The organism is Veillonella sp. T34266-5 (genome assembly GCF_002959815.1).
GTDB lineage: Bacteria > Bacillota > Negativicutes > Veillonellales > Veillonellaceae > Veillonella > Veillonella atypica.
Genome location: NZ_PPCZ01000005.1, coordinates 84,824 through 101,276 on the forward strand (window position 1 = coordinate 84,824; position 16,453 = coordinate 101,276).

18 protein-coding genes are annotated in these 16,453 nt (G+C 38.2%); 16 read left to right on the top strand and 2 right to left on the bottom strand.

Annotated features, from left to right (window positions below; all coding sequences use genetic code 11):
* Positions 1-8: 8 nt before the first annotated feature.
* The 7 genes from VIHSUH07_RS03260 (at position 9) to VIHSUH07_RS03290 (ending at position 8,063) form a co-directional block, all read left to right on the top strand.
* Positions 9-1,103 carry an NAD-dependent epimerase/dehydratase family protein gene (locus VIHSUH07_RS03260; RefSeq protein WP_038125022.1) on the top strand — a complete coding sequence of 365 codons (1,095 nt, stop codon included), beginning with the start codon at positions 9-11 and terminating at the stop codon, positions 1,101-1,103.
* Positions 1,104-2,270 (top strand): nucleotide sugar dehydrogenase, encoded by a 1,167-nt coding sequence (locus VIHSUH07_RS03265; RefSeq protein ID WP_038125020.1) that lies wholly within the window; start codon positions 1,104-1,106, stop codon positions 2,268-2,270. It begins immediately after the preceding gene.
* A 15-nt stretch (positions 2,271-2,285) separates the two neighbouring features.
* Entirely contained in the window at positions 2,286-2,732 is a 447-nt protein-coding gene (locus tag VIHSUH07_RS03270; RefSeq protein ID WP_005376734.1) for a VanZ family protein, read from the top strand.
* A gap of 247 nt (positions 2,733-2,979) precedes the next feature.
* A complete protein-coding gene (locus tag VIHSUH07_RS03275) occupies positions 2,980-3,795 on the top strand; it encodes a CpsB/CapC family capsule biosynthesis tyrosine phosphatase (protein WP_038125017.1) in 816 nt (271 codons plus the stop codon).
* 248 nt (positions 3,796-4,043) lie between these two features.
* On the top strand, positions 4,044-6,194 hold the full coding sequence (gene nrdD / locus VIHSUH07_RS03280) for an anaerobic ribonucleoside-triphosphate reductase (protein WP_009660855.1): 2,151 nt from the start codon (positions 4,044-4,046) through the stop codon (positions 6,192-6,194).
* Between the two features lie 128 nt (positions 6,195-6,322).
* Entirely contained in the window at positions 6,323-6,820 is a 498-nt protein-coding gene (gene nrdG / locus VIHSUH07_RS03285; RefSeq protein ID WP_016475428.1) for an anaerobic ribonucleoside-triphosphate reductase activating protein, read from the top strand.
* A 10-nt stretch (positions 6,821-6,830) separates the two neighbouring features.
* On the top strand, positions 6,831-8,063 hold the full coding sequence (locus tag VIHSUH07_RS03290; protein WP_005384216.1) for a chloride channel protein: 1,233 nt from the start codon (positions 6,831-6,833) through the stop codon (positions 8,061-8,063).
* Between the two features lie 135 nt (positions 8,064-8,198).
* On the opposite strand, the gene VIHSUH07_RS03295 is transcribed toward VIHSUH07_RS03290, so the two are convergent.
* Together VIHSUH07_RS03295 and VIHSUH07_RS03300 are read right to left on the bottom strand one after the other, a co-directional pair.
* Positions 8,199-8,747: a gamma carbonic anhydrase family protein gene (locus VIHSUH07_RS03295; protein WP_005376783.1), complete on the bottom strand. Its 549-nt coding sequence runs from the start codon at positions 8,745-8,747 to the stop codon at positions 8,199-8,201.
* Between the two features lie 11 nt (positions 8,748-8,758).
* Entirely contained in the window at positions 8,759-9,712 is a 954-nt protein-coding gene (locus tag VIHSUH07_RS03300) for a nitronate monooxygenase (protein WP_005380851.1), read from the bottom strand.
* Positions 9,713-10,015: 303 nt separating this feature from the next.
* Here VIHSUH07_RS03300 and VIHSUH07_RS03305 point away from each other — a divergent pair, with 303 nt between their 5' ends.
* From VIHSUH07_RS03305 to fabG, 9 genes are all read left to right on the top strand, one after another.
* Positions 10,016-10,150: a rubredoxin gene (locus tag VIHSUH07_RS03305; RefSeq protein ID WP_004693422.1), complete on the top strand. Its 135-nt coding sequence runs from the start codon at positions 10,016-10,018 to the stop codon at positions 10,148-10,150.
* 101 nt (positions 10,151-10,251) lie between these two features.
* A complete protein-coding gene (locus tag VIHSUH07_RS03310) occupies positions 10,252-10,767 on the top strand; it encodes a YceD family protein (RefSeq protein ID WP_005376813.1) in 516 nt (171 codons plus the stop codon).
* A 25-nt stretch (positions 10,768-10,792) separates the two neighbouring features.
* Positions 10,793-10,969, top strand: a complete 177-nt coding sequence (rpmF, locus tag VIHSUH07_RS03315) for a 50S ribosomal protein L32 (protein WP_005376859.1) — start codon at positions 10,793-10,795, stop codon at positions 10,967-10,969.
* A 246-nt stretch (positions 10,970-11,215) separates the two neighbouring features.
* The gene (gene fapR, locus VIHSUH07_RS03320) at positions 11,216-11,779 is read left to right on the top strand and encodes a transcription factor FapR (RefSeq protein ID WP_005381039.1); all 564 of its coding nucleotides are present in this window, start codon (positions 11,216-11,218) and stop codon (positions 11,777-11,779) included.
* A gap of 3 nt (positions 11,780-11,782) precedes the next feature.
* A complete protein-coding gene (gene plsX, locus VIHSUH07_RS03325; protein ID WP_005380855.1) occupies positions 11,783-12,811 on the top strand; it encodes a phosphate acyltransferase PlsX in 1,029 nt (342 codons plus the stop codon).
* Positions 12,795-13,790, top strand: coding sequence for a beta-ketoacyl-ACP synthase III (locus VIHSUH07_RS03330; protein WP_038125013.1), 996 nt, complete (start codon positions 12,795-12,797; stop codon positions 13,788-13,790). The genes plsX and VIHSUH07_RS03330 overlap by 17 nt, the downstream gene beginning before the upstream one ends.
* Before the next feature lie 15 nt (positions 13,791-13,805).
* Positions 13,806-14,750 carry an enoyl-[acyl-carrier-protein] reductase FabK gene (fabK, locus tag VIHSUH07_RS03335; RefSeq protein ID WP_005380823.1) on the top strand — a complete coding sequence of 315 codons (945 nt, stop codon included), beginning with the start codon at positions 13,806-13,808 and terminating at the stop codon, positions 14,748-14,750.
* Between the two features lie 12 nt (positions 14,751-14,762).
* Positions 14,763-15,704, top strand: coding sequence for an ACP S-malonyltransferase (gene fabD / locus VIHSUH07_RS03340; protein WP_005376799.1), 942 nt, complete (start codon positions 14,763-14,765; stop codon positions 15,702-15,704).
* A 1-nt stretch (position 15,705) separates the two neighbouring features.
* Positions 15,706-16,449, top strand: coding sequence for a 3-oxoacyl-[acyl-carrier-protein] reductase (gene fabG / locus VIHSUH07_RS03345; protein WP_005376748.1), 744 nt, complete (start codon positions 15,706-15,708; stop codon positions 16,447-16,449).
* The last annotated feature ends 4 nt before the right edge of the window (positions 16,450-16,453 follow it).

The window sequence follows — 16,453 nt, forward strand, 5'->3', positions numbered from 1 at the left end:
GACAGACTATGCTTTTACAAAATGTATCATTACATAACAAGGTAATTCTCATTACTGGGGCTGCAGGATTTGTAGGGGCCAATCTTGTTATGTCGCTTTTTAATAATATTGAAAATAGCCTCATCATAGGTGTTGACTCTGTTAATGATTATTATGATGTGAGTTTAAAGGAGTATAGACTTCAACAGATTGTTTCCTCCGTAAAACATGATAATCAATGGATATTCAAAAAAGGGAATATAGCGGATAAAGAGTTTTTACAATCTATTTTTGATGGATATAAACCGGATGTAGTTGTGAACTTAGCAGCACAGGCAGGTGTACGCTATTCTATTACGAACCCAGACGCATATATAGAATCAAATATTATTGGCTTTTACAATATATTAGAATGTTGCCGTCATTCGTATGATAATGGGGCAAAAGGTGTTGAACATCTTGTATATGCATCATCCTCTTCCGTTTATGGTTCTAATAAAAAGATTCCTTATTCTACAGATGATCAAGTAGATAATCCTGTGTCCTTATATGCAGCTACAAAGAAATCTAATGAATTATTAGCCTATTCCTATGCTAAGTTGTATAACATCCCATGTACAGGCCTTCGGTTCTTTACTGTGTATGGCCCAGCAGGGCGTCCTGATATGGCATACTTTGGATTTACTAACACATTGCGCAAAGGCGAAGTGATTAAAATCTTTAACTATGGTAATTGTAAGCGTGACTTTACTTATATAGACGATATTGTTGAAGGCGTTTATAAGGTTATGCAAGTAGCTCCTGAACGAAGAAATGGGGCTGATGGATTACCAGTACCACCATATGCAATTTATAATATCGGTAATAATAGTCCTGAAAATCTATTGGACTTTGTGACGATTTTAGGGGAAGAGTTAATAGGTGCTGGTGTGTTACCAGCAGATTTTAACATGGAACGCCATAAGGAACTCGTACCGATGCAACCTGGAGATGTGCCGATTACATATGCTGATACATCTGCATTAGAAACGGATTTTGGGTTTAAACCGAGTACAACACTTCGAGAAGGTTTAAGACGTTTTGCAATATGGTATAAAGATTTTTATATGAAGGATGGTAAATAAATGAAAATAGCAATAGCTGGTACCGGGTATGTAGGCCTTTCAAATGGCGTATTATTAGCACAACATAATGAAGTGGTTGCACTGGATATCATTCCTGAAAAGGTAGATATGATTAACCGTAAAGAATCACCTATTGTTGATTCAGAATTGACCGATTATTTAAAGAATAAGTCGCTAAATTTCCGTGCTACATTAGATCCTAACGAAGCTTTCACAGGTGCTGAATATATTATAATTTCTACACCTACCAATTATGATCCACAAAAGAATTTTTTTGATACATCATCCGTAGAATCTGTTATTAAAACAGTTTTAGATATTAATCCTGATGCGGTTATGATTGTTAAATCTACAGTCCCTGTAGGTTATACAGAAGAGATGCGAGAACGGTTTAATACGAAGAATATAATTTTCTCTCCTGAGTTTTTACGTGAAGGTAAAGCGTTATATGATAATTTATATCCTTCTCGTATTGTAGTTGGTGAAGATTCGGAACGAGCTCATACGTTTGCTCACTTATTAGCAGAAGGTGCTCTTAAAGATGATATACCTTTATGTTTCACTGGTTCTACAGAGGCAGAGGCCATTAAATTGTTTGCTAATACCTATTTAGCATTGCGTGTAGCTTATTTTAATGAACTAGATTCCTATGCAGAGGTGCGTGGATTAAATACGAGTGAGATTATTCATGGCGTATGTTTAGATCCTCGTATTGGAGATTTCTATAATAATCCTTCCTTTGGATATGGCGGGTACTGTTTGCCAAAGGATACAAAACAACTATTGGCAAATTACAATGATGTGCCACAAAACCTCATATCTGCCATTGTTGATGCAAATCGGACGAGAAAGGATCACATTGCAGATGCCATCATCGGAAAGGATCCTAAGATTGTTGGCATTTACCGATTGACAATGAAAACAAATTCCGATAATTTTAGAGCTTCTGCTGTACAAGGTATCATGAAACGTATTAAAGCAAAGGGGATTGCTGTTGTTGTGTATGAACCAACACTAGAGGCGGATGATTTTTTCCACTCACCAGTCATTAGAAACTTTGATGATTTTAAACGTGTTAGTGATGTGATTGTAGCTAATCGTTGGGATGATTCCTTGGCCGATGTAAAAGATAAAGTTTATACTAGAGATATTTTTGACCGAGATTAGTGGCGGTGATAGTAGATGTTAAAGAAACATTGGATAAGCTTTACTTTAGTTATTCTCGTTATCCTTTTTATCTGGGATAATTCGCTACAAAATGATATTTCCTCAGATGGTTTGAGTCTTAAGATGACACAATGGTTGAGTCCGATTCTGTATAAGCTGGGCCTCACCGGTGACATGTGGTCGTTAAATCGCATTGTCCGCAAGATGGCGCATGTGTTCGAGTTTGCTGTACTTGGTGGATGTTTGTATGTGGCATTGCATCAATTTAATCGTGAATATGCAGGACTTAAAGTGATTTTTATAGGATTAGTTATTGCCGTTATGGATGAATGCTTACAACTTGCAAGTATTGGTAGACATGCATCGATTCGCGATGTGGCAATCGATACAGCTGGCGTTATCATTGGTGTTGCTGTCGTACAAGTTATACTATCTATTTATCGAAGAATCCGGCATAGTTAATAGATGGATTTTAATTAAATATACAAGGCTTCTATGAGTTATTGATAGGAGCCTTGTTTTTTTTGTGAAAACAAAATGAAATTATTAAATAATCTTTAATTTTAAGCAATCAAATATTATCAAAAGTTTAGGTATAGGTACTTTTCAAGACATAGATTCATTGGTATAATATGAATACAAAATGAATTTGAGCAATTAAAGAGATTATATTTAAGAGATTTATATCGAGGTAAGGGGCGATATAAAGATGAGAATGGGGAAGAAGATGAAACGCATTTTAGATTTACATACATATATTTTGCCAGCTATGGCAGATGGAAAGGGACCTCAATCCATGGCTGAATCTGTGCAAATGGTTAAAGATTTAGTCCGTTCTGGTATTACAGATATTTTTTGTACACCTAAGGTTAATGAGCTAAATGTACAGACCGTTGTTGAGTCAGTAGTGGAGCAGGTAGAAAATTTAACACAAGTAGTATCTGAACAAGCGATATCGGTTACATTACATAATGGTGCCGTTGTTGAGTTAGGTGATGGTATGATTGACTATATACGCAATCATAAAGAATCACTTGTATTAGGTAATAGTCATTTTATGTTAGTTACTATTCCACAAGATTGTAAGTTATATCATGTAGATGCGTGGTTACAGACTTTATGTGACTTAGGCATCACGCCTATCATAAGTGAAGTGGAACGTAGCGACCTTTTCTTTAATAAACCTGAACAACTATTGGAATGGGTTGATAAGGGCATTTTATTTGAATGTAATATTATGTCCTTTACACATCATTCTGAGCATTATACGAGAGCTATTGAATTATATACGAATGGTCTAATACACTTCTTTGGCACTGGTTATGATGTGATGAATAATCAATATGGTAGCTATGTAGATGTAATTTCTAAACTAGATATTGAATATAAGAAAGATTTACTTAGTGACGTCCGATTAAATGAACGCGATTTATTAGCGGATAGAGTATTTTATCCTACGGTACCGGATCATTGGGCAGGAAAACGACCTAATTTTTGGACTCGACTTCTTTCAATCGCTTTATAAAAAAAAGAGTTTTTTTGTTATGCCGTTTAAGTATAGCAAAAAAACTCTTTTTTACATGATATTGTATTTTTTATTGCAATAAAACACTATATATAGTATACTATGAAAGCGGTTAGAAATACGAAATAATCTATTGAATTTTGTATTTTTCGTAGTAAATAATATAGATTGAGTATGGTTTTTTCCATACTTTTTTATATGTAATGACATTAATTAATTCGGAGTATGGGAAACGGGGAGGTTCCGAGATGTTGCAGGTCATTAAACGGGATGGTACAAAGGTACCTTTCGATAAACATAAAATTGCAGTAGCTATTGAAAAGGCAGAACATAGTAGTACGGGGTTATATGAATCTGGCTTAGCTGAACGCATTGCTGACGAAATTGAAGCATATGCTATAAAACTTCAAAAGGATATGACAATCTATGCTATAGAAGATCAAGTATACTATAAGTTGATTGAGTATCATAATCCTGCAACAGCTCGTGCTTATGAAGGTTATAAAGCGGTACAAGCTTTCAAACGTCGCCAAAACACGACTGACGAAGATGTCATCGGTTTGTTGGATCGTAGTAATGTTAGTGTTCTTGATGAAAATTCTAATAAAGATGCTGCCATTGTATCTACACAACGCGATTTAATTGCTGGTGAAGTGTCCAAGGATATTGCGCGTCGTAAGTTGATTCCTACAGATATACTAGAAGCACATGATAGCGGTGCTATCCATTTCCACGATATGGACTATATCATCCAACCGATGTTTAACTGTTGCTTAATCAACTTAGAAGATATGTTGACAAATGGTACAGTTATCAATGGTAAGCGCATTGACACGCCAAAATCATTCCAAGTAGCATGTACTGTAACAACTCAAATCATTGCACAAGTTGCATCTGGTCAATATGGTGGTCAAAGTATTAATGGCATTGACCGTATTTTAGCACCATTCGTACGTAAATCTTATGAAAAAATCCTCAATAATGTAATTGAAGAACAAGTTGAGATTTACGGCATGGAACCAAATATGGAAAAGGCTCGTGAAATTGCTTGGAAACGTACGCGTAAAGAGGTAAAGGACGGCATTCAAACCATTCAATACCAAATCAATACATTGATGACTACAAATGGCCAATCCCCATTCGTTACATTGTTTATGTATTTCCAACCGGATTATGAATACGCTAAGGAAGCGGCATTAATTACGGAAGAAATTTTACGTCAACGTATTAAGGGTGTAAAAAATGAAGCCGATGTATACATTACACCAGCATTCCCTAAATTAATTTATGTATTAGACGAACACAATGTTCATCCGGATAGCCCATATTATTATTTAACAGAATTAGCTGCTCAATGTACGGCTAAACGCATGTATCCTGATTATATTTCTGCAAAGAAGATGAAGGAAAATTACGAAGGCAATGTATTCAGCCCTATGGGATGTCGTTCCTTCTTATCTCCTTGGAAGGATGCAGAAGGCAATTATAAATTTGATGGCCGTTTCAACATGGGCGTAGTAAGTTTGAATTTGCCACAAATTGGTATTTTAGCACGCGGTAGTGAAGAAAAGTATTTTGAAATCTTGGATAAACGCCTTGAGTTAGCTGAAAAAGCATTGATGTTACGTTACAATCTATTGAAAGATGTAGTAAGTGATGTATCCCCAATTCACTGGCAACATGGTGCTATTGCGCGACTTAAAAAAGGTGAAAAAATCGCTCCATTTTTGACTGGTGGCTATGCGACGATTTCCCTTGGGTATATCGGCATTTATGAAGCATGTCGCTTGATTACTGGCGAGTCTAATACAGGTGAACATGGTCGTGTTTTTGCCATGAAAATTATGGATCGTTTGAACCAAGCTATTAATGAATGGCGTGAAAAACATAATCTAGGCTTTGGTCTTTATGGTACGCCTGCTGAAAGCTTAACAAATCGCTTCTCTTCTTTGGACCGAGCACGCTTTGGTATCATCGAAGATGTAACGGACAAAGGTTACTATACGAATAGTTATCATGTAAGCGTTCGTGAAGAAATTAACGTATTTGATAAATTTGCCTTTGAATCTGAATTCCAAAAGAAATCTACAGGCGGTTGCATTTCCTATGCGGAAATTCCAAATATGACCAATAATATTCCTGCAGTATTGACGATGATTAAATATATTTACGACAATATTTCCTATGCAGAGTTCAATACAAAATCTGACTACTGTCATGAATGCGGATTTGATGGTGAAATCAAGGTTAATGATGACAATCAATGGGAATGCCCTCGTTGTCATAATACAAACCGTGATAAATTAACAGTTATCCGCCGTACGTGTGGATACCTTGGTGAAAACTTCTGGAACGAAGGTCGCACAAAAGAAATAAAAGATCGTGTAATGCATATTTAATTTTATTAATCGTAAACATGTTAAAAGCTGTGCCATCGGCACAGCTTTTACTATATACATGATAAATTGAAATATATCTATATGTTTAATTTGGTCAAAGTTGATCATAGGCAAATATGGGGGTTATTATGAGATATGGACAGATTCGACAATATGATATCGCCAATGGGGAAGGCATACGCACATCTATATTTGTAACTGGTTGCACCCATTGCTGTTATAATTGTTTTAATGAAGAATATCAAGATTTTAATGCTGGTCAAGAATGGACTGATAAAGAAACACAGCTGGTTGTGTCTTATGTAAAAGATCCTAATTGTGCTGGCCTTACCTTGTTAGGCGGTGAACCATTTCAAAATGTAGATGGTATGCTAGCTATAGTGAAAGCGGTGCGTGAAGCAGCGCCTGAGAAACCTATCTGGGCTTACTCTGGCTATGTATGGGATGATATTATATCTGATCCATCTCGCCGTAGCTTAGTGGAACAAATCGATATTCTTGTTGATGGTCGATTTGTAGATGAGTTAAAAGATCCATCACTTCGGTTTAGAGGCTCCTCTAATCAGCGTATTATTGATGTACAATCTTCGTTGAAACAGGGTGAAGTAGTCCTGGCTATGGAGTGATATAGAGAGTATGTTAGATAAACGTTTACTTGGTTTAATAATAATCGTTGGCCTGGTGGCGGGCTTAATCGGTTCTTTTTATACCCATTTGTTACATTATATCCAGCATTTTATGTATGCCTATTCTACATCAGAAGGTTTATCATTTGGACAAGCCGTAGCCCGTGTATCGCCTGAACATCGATTGTTAGCCTTACTGGCCTGTGGTCTTGTTGGCGGTGTAGGTTGGGTTCTTATCCATCGTTATGGAGATCCACTGGTAGATATAAAAAAAGCTGTCCAGGATTCTACAAAAGAAATGCCTCCGTTGACCACATTTATTCATGCTACATTGCAAATTATCACGGTCGGCATGGGTTCTCCACTTGGTCGAGAAGTAGCACCTCGTGAAGCTAGTGCTGGTATCATGTCTGGATTATTGCGCTATGTTGATATGCGCCCTGAGGACAAGTCGCTTATTATTGCTTGTGCTGCTGGTGCAGGCTTAGCTGCCGTATATAATTCTCCTTTATCAGCTGCTATTTTTACGCTAGAGACATTACTTATCACATGGAATGTTCGAGCCATGAGTGCAGCCCTTTTATCGTGTGGACTAGCTACATTGGTCGTTCGTCAGGCAGGGATAGGAGATCTTGTTCAGTATACGATGCCACAACCACCCTTATATGGTAGCTATCAAGAATTTGCTATCGTCCTTGGCGCTGTCATTGCTATTGGCGTTGTTTTGTTTGATAAAACACAATCCTTATTACCTAAGTTTGATAGAAAAAGCCCTAAAATGATTGTCATAGCTCTTTTATCATTTGCTGTTATTGGGGTGATGGCCATGTATTTTCCAGAGATCCTCGGTAATGGTAAAGCTGGTAATCAGTTGACCTTTACAGATTTAGTAGGATGGGATTATGCATTAGGTCTATTAGCTACTAAATGGATTGCCGTGTTACTTGCCTTAATGGCTGGTGCTTATGGTGGTCGAATTACGCCATCCATGATGCTAGGTAGTACATTGGCATTAGCCTTTGCAGCCTTGTGGAGTATTATGGTCAGCCCTGTACACCTTGGCTTTGCTGCATTTATAGGGGCCGTAATTTTCTTGGGATTAGCACAAAAGATGCCGCTTACATCCTGTGTGTTCATGTTAGAACTTTCACGATTTTCCGTGGAAATGTGCTTCCCAATGGCGCTAGCCATGGGCTCCGCATTGATAACTCAGCAGATTGTAAAAGCAAGATTCCAATTATAAAACAAAACTGTATACTATATCGGACGATATTCTGATGATAAAGAAATAGCGACTAATTGATACCATGTGATCAACTAGTCGCTATTTTACGTGTGAAGGCTTTATTTATAGAAAACCCTATTTTTTACATTGTAGTTATACAATTTTGGCACTTTTGTCGTATTCTTCGCCACCACAATCTGGTAGCATACCATATTCTACAGTCCAAAGATGTTTATATTTTAATGCTTGATTGTGGATTCTTTCAACTTGGGATTCATCAGTACGTACGATGCGTGCAGGAATACCAACGACTAAAGAATAGGGAGGAATTGTAGTGTTTTCTTTTACCACTGCACCGGCTGCAATGATAGAGCCAGTACCGATATGACAACCACTTAGTACGATAGCCCCCATGCCAACGAGTACATTATCCTCGATGGTAGACGCATGAACAATAGCGCCATGACCTATAGTTACATAGTCGCCAAGTATACAAGCCTCATCATCATCGACGTGAAGCACAGAGTTATCTTGTACGTTGGAATAACGACCTACTACAATTTTATTAACATCGCCACGAAGTGCACAGTTTTGCCAGATGGAGGCAAATTCTTTCAACTCTACATCGCCGGCTAGTTCAGCACCAGGCATAACACAAGATTTTGGATCTAATTTTGGATACTTTCCATGATAAGGTAACATAGGACCTCCTATTAAATTACTTCGATAAAGCGTTGTGCTTTACGGATTGCCATAATAGCTTCATTAATAACAGAGTGTACAATAGTTTGAGCTGGCTCAATTTCATTAAGCCTATTAAGCGCTTGGCCTACTTGTACAGCACCATTGACAACGTCGCCATCGATAGCAGCTAATTTATTTGTACCTTGGGACATTTTGCTGCGTTCTTCTTTTGTTGTAACGCCATCAGTTTCTGCTGCAATATAACGGTCTGTAAAATCACTGCGCAAGCTACGTACACCACCATGACCGGAGAGAAGACCTGTTACAACGGAGTCAGTATCTGTGGCTTTGATAATTGCTTCTTTCATATTTTGATGAGCTTTACATTCTTCGGCAAGTAAGAAACGAGAGCCCATTTGTACACCTTCAGCACCCATCAATAAAGCTGCTGCCAAACCACGACCATCAACGATGGAACCAGCCACAACAACAGGAATAGTGATTTCTGGTAGAATGTTTTCCATCAAAGACATTGTCGTTTGAGAACCGATGTGACCACCAGCCTCCATACCTTCTACGACGATAGCATCGGCACCAGCATCTTGAATGCGTTTTGCTAATTTCAAGGAAGGTACAACAGGAATGACCTTGATGCCTGCTTCTTGGAATGGCTTAATATATGGGGTAGGGTTGCCAGCGCCAAGTGTTACAAATGCAGGCTTTTCTGCGATGATAACATCTACTAATTCATCTTTATTTGGGGCCATAAGCATTAAATTTACACCAAAAGGTTTATCTGTTAATTCTTTGCATGCGCGAATCTCATTGCGAGTCCATTCTGCATCGCGACCGCCTAAGGCGATAACACCTGTAGCACCAGCGTTAGCTACAGCTGCAACTAATGTAGCCTCAGAAACCCATGCCATAGCACCTTGGATGATAGGGTATTCGATATTTAGTAATTCAGTCAGTTTTGTTCTCATGAATCCTCCTATAATATAGTTATATATAAGATAATAAAATCTTCTTATATGGCGAATATTTAGTATACCACTATATATTTCTAGTAAATAGTATATCATAAAAAACTAATTGATAATAGATTTCATTATAAAATTTCGTATGAAAGTAATAATAGTCAGCTTTCAGAGGATATTGAAAATTTAGTAGAAAAATGGAAAATGAGTATTGAAAAGTTTCGATGTCTTTGCTATACTATATTACAGATAAAGTATCTTAACGATATGAACACATTAATATAATCTCAAGTGAAGGAGGAAATAGACATGGAAAAATACGTATGCGTAGTATGCGGTTGGGTTTATGACGAAGCTGTAGAAGGCGTTAAATTCGAAGATCAACCAGCTGATTATGTTTGCCCTATCTGTGGCGTTGGCAAAGATCAATTCGAAAAAATGTAATTGATACATTAGAAAGGCTATCTTAAGCAATATTGAGATAGCCTTTTTTATTTGACAAAGCACACTGTCATGTTTATAATATTATAAGTCGAGGTAAGATTATGAAACTGCAAGTAGAGCAAGCAAAAGAACATATAGGAAAGAAATTTCCTTATAGCTATACGATGCCGAGTGAAGAACTTGGTAGTGACGTAGTTGCTTTTCCTTGGAGCCGTCATGATATAACTATTAGTGGTGAGTTTTGGTTTGATGGTCAAAACTACATCGTTCAAGGTTCGATTAATTCTAAAGGTGATTACGAATGTTCTCGTTGTTTAACGACTACGGAACATGAGCGTAACGATTCCTTCGAGGAAATCTTTAGTGATTCTCGAGATGCCGATGAAGATGTGATTCCTTTTAACGGAGAGGAAATTGACTTAACCGAACTGATTCGGGATACATTAATCATCAATGAGCCCTCTCAAGTGTTATGTCAGGATGATTGCAAAGGATTGTGCGTTCATTGCGGAGCAAATTTGAATGTTTCACCTTGTTCTTGTGAATCCTTTGTGGTGGATCCTCGATTCGCAGAGTTACGTGCTTTGCTTGATGAGAAAGATGATAGACTATCCTAATGATTGTACTAAGGAGGTGCAGATAATGGCAGTACCTAAGCGTAGATTATCCAAATGCCGTCGCGATCGTCGTCGTGCAAACTGGAAATTAGAAGCTCCTGGTTATGTAGCATGTCCACAATGCCACGAACCTATGATGCCTCATCGTGTTTGCCCTACATGTGGTCACTATAAAGGTGAACAAGTAGTTGCAAAAGCCTAATTGAGCGTGTAAAACACCTACACATTTGTGTAGGTGTTTTTTACTGCCCAAAAATAGATAGTTGTTGATTAATATATGTTTTATATTAATATCTCCTATAAAGTATTAATTAATTTTAAAATAAGGACAATATTTAGTATATTACCATAAAATATATCACTATATATGCGAAAAACCTTGCCAATATGGGAATTATTATATATACTTAAGATGTAATATTAATACTAGGTCATAAAAGGTGGTCCCATGAGTAGGTTGAAGAAGCAAGAAAGACAGAAACAGTTAACAGAAAAACTGAATATTACGCCTTTTCTTACTGATGAAGAGTTGGCATCGCACTTTGGTGTCAGTGTACCTACAATTCGACTCGATCGATTAGAATTGGGAATTCCTGAATTGCGTGAGCGTATTAAGGCGATGGCTACCGAACATGCTCAGGATGAGCAACCGGAACCAATACAGCATGAAATTGTAGGTGAACTCATCGATGTAACAGAAGGAAAACAAGCTTTATCCATGTTACATACGACGCCAGACATGGAAGATCGTTTTGGTTATATTGATCCACAGTATTTGTATGCTCAAGCAAATTCCTTGGCCAAGCTAGTTATGGGTTCAACCCTTTGCTCTGCAGAGGTGGGGAATATTAAATATAAAAATCCAGTAGAGTCTGGTACTAATTTGGTGGCGAAAGCAGAAATTGTTCGTCGTCGTGGAGATAAATACTTTATTTGGGTTATAATTAGAGATAAAATAAAAGAAGTATTTAGAGCTAAATTTATCATGGAGTCTGTGGAGAATCGGGTGTAGTATATGAAAATTGCAATTGACGCCATGGGTGGTGATTTTGCTCCCTTGGAAATCGTCTTAGGCGCCTTGGAAGCAGTGCGAGAAACGGAACATATTGATGTTGTTCTCGTAGGCGATAAAACTCAAATATTCAAAATTTTAGAAGATAATAATGAAACAAATAATCCTCGCATTTCTGTGTATCATGCGAGTCAAGTAATCGGAATGGATGAGCATCCTGGTCAAGCATTGCGCAAGAAGAAGGATGCCTCCGTTGTAGTAGCTACATCTTTGGTTAGAAGCAAAGAATGTGAAGCTGTTATTGCCCCAGGAAGCACAGGTGCAGCTGTAGCGGCAGCATTATTCGGTCTAGGCCGTATCAAGGGCATTGATAGACCTGTTATTGCTACGCCAATGCCGACTGTAAATGGTATTACTGTTATGTTGGATTCCGGTGCGAATTCAAATAGTAAACCAAAACATCTTGTACAAGGTGCATTGATGGGGGCTGAGTATGCAAAACTTTTACTTGGCAAAGAAAACCCTACAGTAGGCCTTTTAAATATTGGTGAAGAAGCGACTAAAGGTAATGAAGTTGTGCTTGCTACATATCCTATCTTGGAAAATATGAAAACAATCAATTTTAAAGGAAATGTAGAAGGTCGCGATATTCCGAAAGGAACCGTAGACGTTGTCGTTTGCGACGGCTTTGTAGGCAATGTAATTCTTAAATTTGCAGAAGGTCTTGTAACTGGTTTGACACAGCTCATCAAAGACAGCATCATGAATGGCGGAATATTAGCTAAAATTGGGGCATTGCTTATCAAACCAGCGTTGAAACCAATGGCCAAGAAGGTGGACCACACTGAAAATGGTGGTGCTCCATTACTTGGTGTAAATGGTGTGTTTATGATTGCTCATGGCAGTTCAAAGGCTAAAGAAATTAAGACTGCTATTACCATTGCAGCCGATTTAGTAGAACGCAAAATAATTGAACATATTCGAGAAACAATGGAAATTGAAGGAGCCGTAAAATATGAGTATGATGAATAAACCTGTCGGTATTATTGGTACAGGTAGCTTCCTTCCTGATAATGTTGTAACGAACTTTGATTTAGAGAAAATGGTCGATACAAGTGACCAATGGATCAGAGAACGTACAGGCATTGAAGAAAGACGCATTGCACCAGAAGGTATGAATACATCCTATATGGCAACTGAAGCTGCAAAAAAAGCACTTCAAATGGCTAAGCTCGATGTAGAAGATATCGATATGATTATCTTTGCTACATTGACACCAGATATGGTGATTCCTTCTGCCGCATGTATGTTACAAGCAAATCTTGGTGCGAAAAATGCAGCAGCTTATGATTTGCAAGCTGCGTGCTCCGGATTTGTGTATGGGTTGATAACTGCTCAAAGCTATATCGCTTCTGGATTATTTAAAAATGTTCTCGTTGTAGGCGCAGAAATTTTGTCTCGTCGCGTTAACTGGAAAGATCGCGGAACTTGTATTCTATTTGGTGATGGTGCCGGTGCTGCCGTAGTTTCTGAGGTTCCAGAAGGTTATGGTATCAAAGGGGTCGACTTAGGCGCTGATGGCACTGGCGGCTCTGCATTGTGTATACCAGCTGGTGGGACAGCTGTTGTAGCTAATGATCAACGCATAGAAGAAGGCTTGACTTTCATTCATATGGATGGTCCAGAAGTATATAAATTTGCTGTTAAAACAATGGGGAAAACAGCGTTGAAATCTCTAGAACGAGCTAATATGAATTTAGATGAGTTAGATTATTTTATCCCACATCAAGCTAATATTCGTATTATCGATTCAGCCGCTAAACGTTTACATATGCCAAAAGAAAAGGTGTTTGTAAATTTACATAAGTATGGTAATACATCTGCTGCATCAGTGGCCATTGCGTTGGATGAAGCAAACCGAGAAGGTTGCTTAAAACGCGGTGATAATGTAGCACTTGCAGGATTTGGTGCTGGCCTTACCTGGGCTAGCCTCGTCTTGAAATGGTATTAAGGAGGAAACATCAAGATGATTAAGACTGATATTTGTGATTTGTTACAGATTGAGTATCCTATCTTTCAAGGTGGTATGGCTTGGTTAGGAACGGCTGAACTTGCGTCTGCAGTATCTGAAGCAGGTGGTCTTGGCATAATTGGTGCAGGACATATGCCTCCTGATATTTTCCGCAACGAAATTCACAAAGTTAAAGAACGTACTAATAAACCATTTGGTTGTAATATTATGTTGATGTCTCCTTTTGTAAAAGAAGTTATGGAAGTCGTTGTTGAAGAACGAGTTCCTGTTATTACAACTGGTGCGGGTAATCCTGGTGTATATATCCCAGCTTTGAAAGAAATTGGCACAAAGGTTATTCCTGTAGTTGCATCCGTTCTTTTAGCGAAACGTTTACTTCGTGGTGGTATTGATGCGATTATTGCAGAAGGTACTGAATCAGGTGGCCATGTTGGGGATATTACAACAATGGCATTGTTACCACAAGTTGTAGATGCTGTCGATGTTCCAGTTATTGCCGCTGGTGGTATTGCAGATGGCCGTGGCGTAGCAGCTGCGTTTGCACTAGGTGCTCATGCAGTTCAAATGGGTACACGTTTTGTCCTATCTGAAGAATGTATTGCTCATGAAAACTATAAAAACGCTGTATTGAAAGCAAAAGATCGTTCTACTGTTATGACTGGTCTTACAACAGGTCATCCAGTTCGAATTATCGAGAATCAATTAGCACATAAATATAAAAATCTTGAATTTAGTGGTGGTTCCAAGGAAGAATTAGAAAATCTTGGCGCAGGTACACTTCGTAAAGCTGCTATTGAAGGTGATGTAAAAGAAGGCTCCGTTATGATTGGTCAAATCGCAGGTATGCTACACGATGTGAAACCTTGTAAAGAAATCATTACAGACATTATGACAGAAGCTGAAACAGTGATTAAAAATCTACAAACTTTTGGCAAATAAGGAGGCCATCCTATGAAAACTGCATTCGTATTTCCAGGTCAAGGATCCCAGAAAGTAGGCATGTTACAAGATTTGTATAATGCATACCCTATTGTTAAACAACGTTTTGAAGAAGCTGATGAAGCATTGGGCTATTCTATTTCTAAATTATGCTTCGAAGGCCCTGATACAGAATTGGTTAAGACTGCTAATACACAACCAGCTATTTTAACTGCTTCCGTAGCTTGCTATGAAGTGTTGAAAGAACAAGGCTTTACACCAGATATCGTAGGTGGTCATAGCTTAGGTGAATATAGTGCGTTAGTCGCTGCCGGTGTTCTTGATTTTAAGGATGCTGTGTATGTAGTTCATAAACGTGGTGAATATATGCAAGAAGCTGTACCATTGGGCAAGGGTGCTATGGCGGCTATTCTAGCATTGCCAAGAGAACAAGTTGTTGAAATTTGCCAACAAGTTAATGATACAGTTGGTTCTGTACAAGCTGTAAACTTTAACTGCCCTGGTCAAATCGTAATAGCTGGTGAAACAGCTGCCGTAGAAACAGCAGCTGAAAAAATGAAAGAAGCCGGTGCAAAACGTGCAGTAATGCTTCCTGTAAGTGCTCCATTCCATAGTCGTCTTATGGAACCTGCAGCGCTTCGTTTAAAAGAAGAATTAGATAAAATCCAAGTTAACGATGCTAAGATTCCAGTAGTAGCTAATGTAACTGGCAAAATTTTAACAAATGCTAGTGACATTAAAGAATCTTTAGTAACACAAGCAGCTAATCCTGTATTGTGGGAAGATTGTGTTGCAGAAATGGTTAACTTCGGTGTAACTCGCTTTGTAGAAGTTGGTCCTGGCAAAGTATTAACAGGTTTCACTAAAAAGATTAATAAAGAAATGGAATTAGCTAATGTAGAAGACATTCCATCCTTAGAGAAAACGCTTGAATTTTTAAAGGGGGTTCGATAAAATGCACTTAGAGGGTAAAGTAGCTCTCGTAACTGGCGCTTCTCGTGGTATCGGTCGCGCCGTTGCTATTCAACTTGCACAATCTGGTGCTGATGTTGCTGTTAACTATAGTGGCAGTGAAGCTGCTGCTCAAGAAACAGTAGACGCTATCTTAGCATTGGGTCGCAAAGCGATTAAAATTAAAGCCAATGTTGCAAATGCTGAAGAAGTAGCAGCAATGGTTGAAGAAACGCATAAAACATTTGGTCACATCGATATTTTAGTAAATAATGCAGGTATCACTCGTGATGGTTTGCTTATGCGTATGAAAGACGAAGACTTTGATGCCGTTATCGATATCAACCTTAAAGGTGTGTATTTGGTAACAAAAGCAGTATCCAAAATCATGATGAAACAACGTGCTGGTCATATTATTAACATGACTTCTGTTGTTGGTTTGATGGGTAATGCTGGTCAAGCTAACTATGCGGCTTCTAAAGCTGGTGTAATTGGTTTTACTAAATCTTGTGCAAAAGAGTTAGCTAGCCGTGGTATCACAGTTAATGCAATCGCACCTGGTTTTATCAATACTGATATGACAGATGTATTGCCTGAAAAGGTAAAAGAAGCTATGGTAACACAAATTCCGTTGGGCCGTATGGCTAAAGCTGAAGAAGTGGCTGCCGTAACAACATTCCTTGCTAGTGATTTTGCTAGCTATATTACAGGTCAAGTCATCAATGTAGATGGCGGCATGGTAATGTAGTTAC

Bases quoted from the DNA above. Each gene is read 5' to 3' on its own strand.
- VIHSUH07_RS03305 (WP_004693422.1), top strand. From the start codon at position 10,016: ATGGAAAAATACGTATGCGTAGTATGCGGTTGGGTTTATGACGAAGCT.
- fapR (WP_005381039.1), top strand. From the start codon at position 11,216: ATGAGTAGGTTGAAGAAGCAAGAAAGACAGAAACAGTTAACAGAAAAA.
- VIHSUH07_RS03310 (WP_005376813.1), top strand. From the start codon at position 10,252: ATGAAACTGCAAGTAGAGCAAGCAAAAGAACATATAGGAAAGAAATTT.
- fabD (WP_005376799.1), top strand. From the start codon at position 14,763: ATGAAAACTGCATTCGTATTTCCAGGTCAAGGATCCCAGAAAGTAGGC.
- VIHSUH07_RS03300 (WP_005380851.1), bottom strand. From the start codon at position 9,712: ATGAGAACAAAACTGACTGAATTACTAAATATCGAATACCCTATCATC.
- VIHSUH07_RS03260 (WP_038125022.1), top strand. From the start codon at position 9: ATGCTTTTACAAAATGTATCATTACATAACAAGGTAATTCTCATTACT.
- nrdD (WP_009660855.1), top strand. From the start codon at position 4,044: ATGTTGCAGGTCATTAAACGGGATGGTACAAAGGTACCTTTCGATAAA.
- VIHSUH07_RS03295 (WP_005376783.1), bottom strand. From the start codon at position 8,747: ATGTTACCTTATCATGGAAAGTATCCAAAATTAGATCCAAAATCTTGT.
- plsX (WP_005380855.1), top strand. From the start codon at position 11,783: ATGAAAATTGCAATTGACGCCATGGGTGGTGATTTTGCTCCCTTGGAA.
- VIHSUH07_RS03330 (WP_038125013.1), top strand. From the start codon at position 12,795: ATGAGTATGATGAATAAACCTGTCGGTATTATTGGTACAGGTAGCTTC.
- rpmF (WP_005376859.1), top strand. From the start codon at position 10,793: ATGGCAGTACCTAAGCGTAGATTATCCAAATGCCGTCGCGATCGTCGT.
- VIHSUH07_RS03275 (WP_038125017.1), top strand. From the start codon at position 2,980: ATGAGAATGGGGAAGAAGATGAAACGCATTTTAGATTTACATACATAT.
- fabG (WP_005376748.1), top strand. From the start codon at position 15,706: ATGCACTTAGAGGGTAAAGTAGCTCTCGTAACTGGCGCTTCTCGTGGT.
- fabK (WP_005380823.1), top strand. From the start codon at position 13,806: ATGATTAAGACTGATATTTGTGATTTGTTACAGATTGAGTATCCTATC.
- VIHSUH07_RS03270 (WP_005376734.1), top strand. From the start codon at position 2,286: ATGTTAAAGAAACATTGGATAAGCTTTACTTTAGTTATTCTCGTTATC.
- nrdG (WP_016475428.1), top strand. From the start codon at position 6,323: ATGAGATATGGACAGATTCGACAATATGATATCGCCAATGGGGAAGGC.
- VIHSUH07_RS03265 (WP_038125020.1), top strand. From the start codon at position 1,104: ATGAAAATAGCAATAGCTGGTACCGGGTATGTAGGCCTTTCAAATGGC.
- VIHSUH07_RS03290 (WP_005384216.1), top strand. From the start codon at position 6,831: ATGTTAGATAAACGTTTACTTGGTTTAATAATAATCGTTGGCCTGGTG.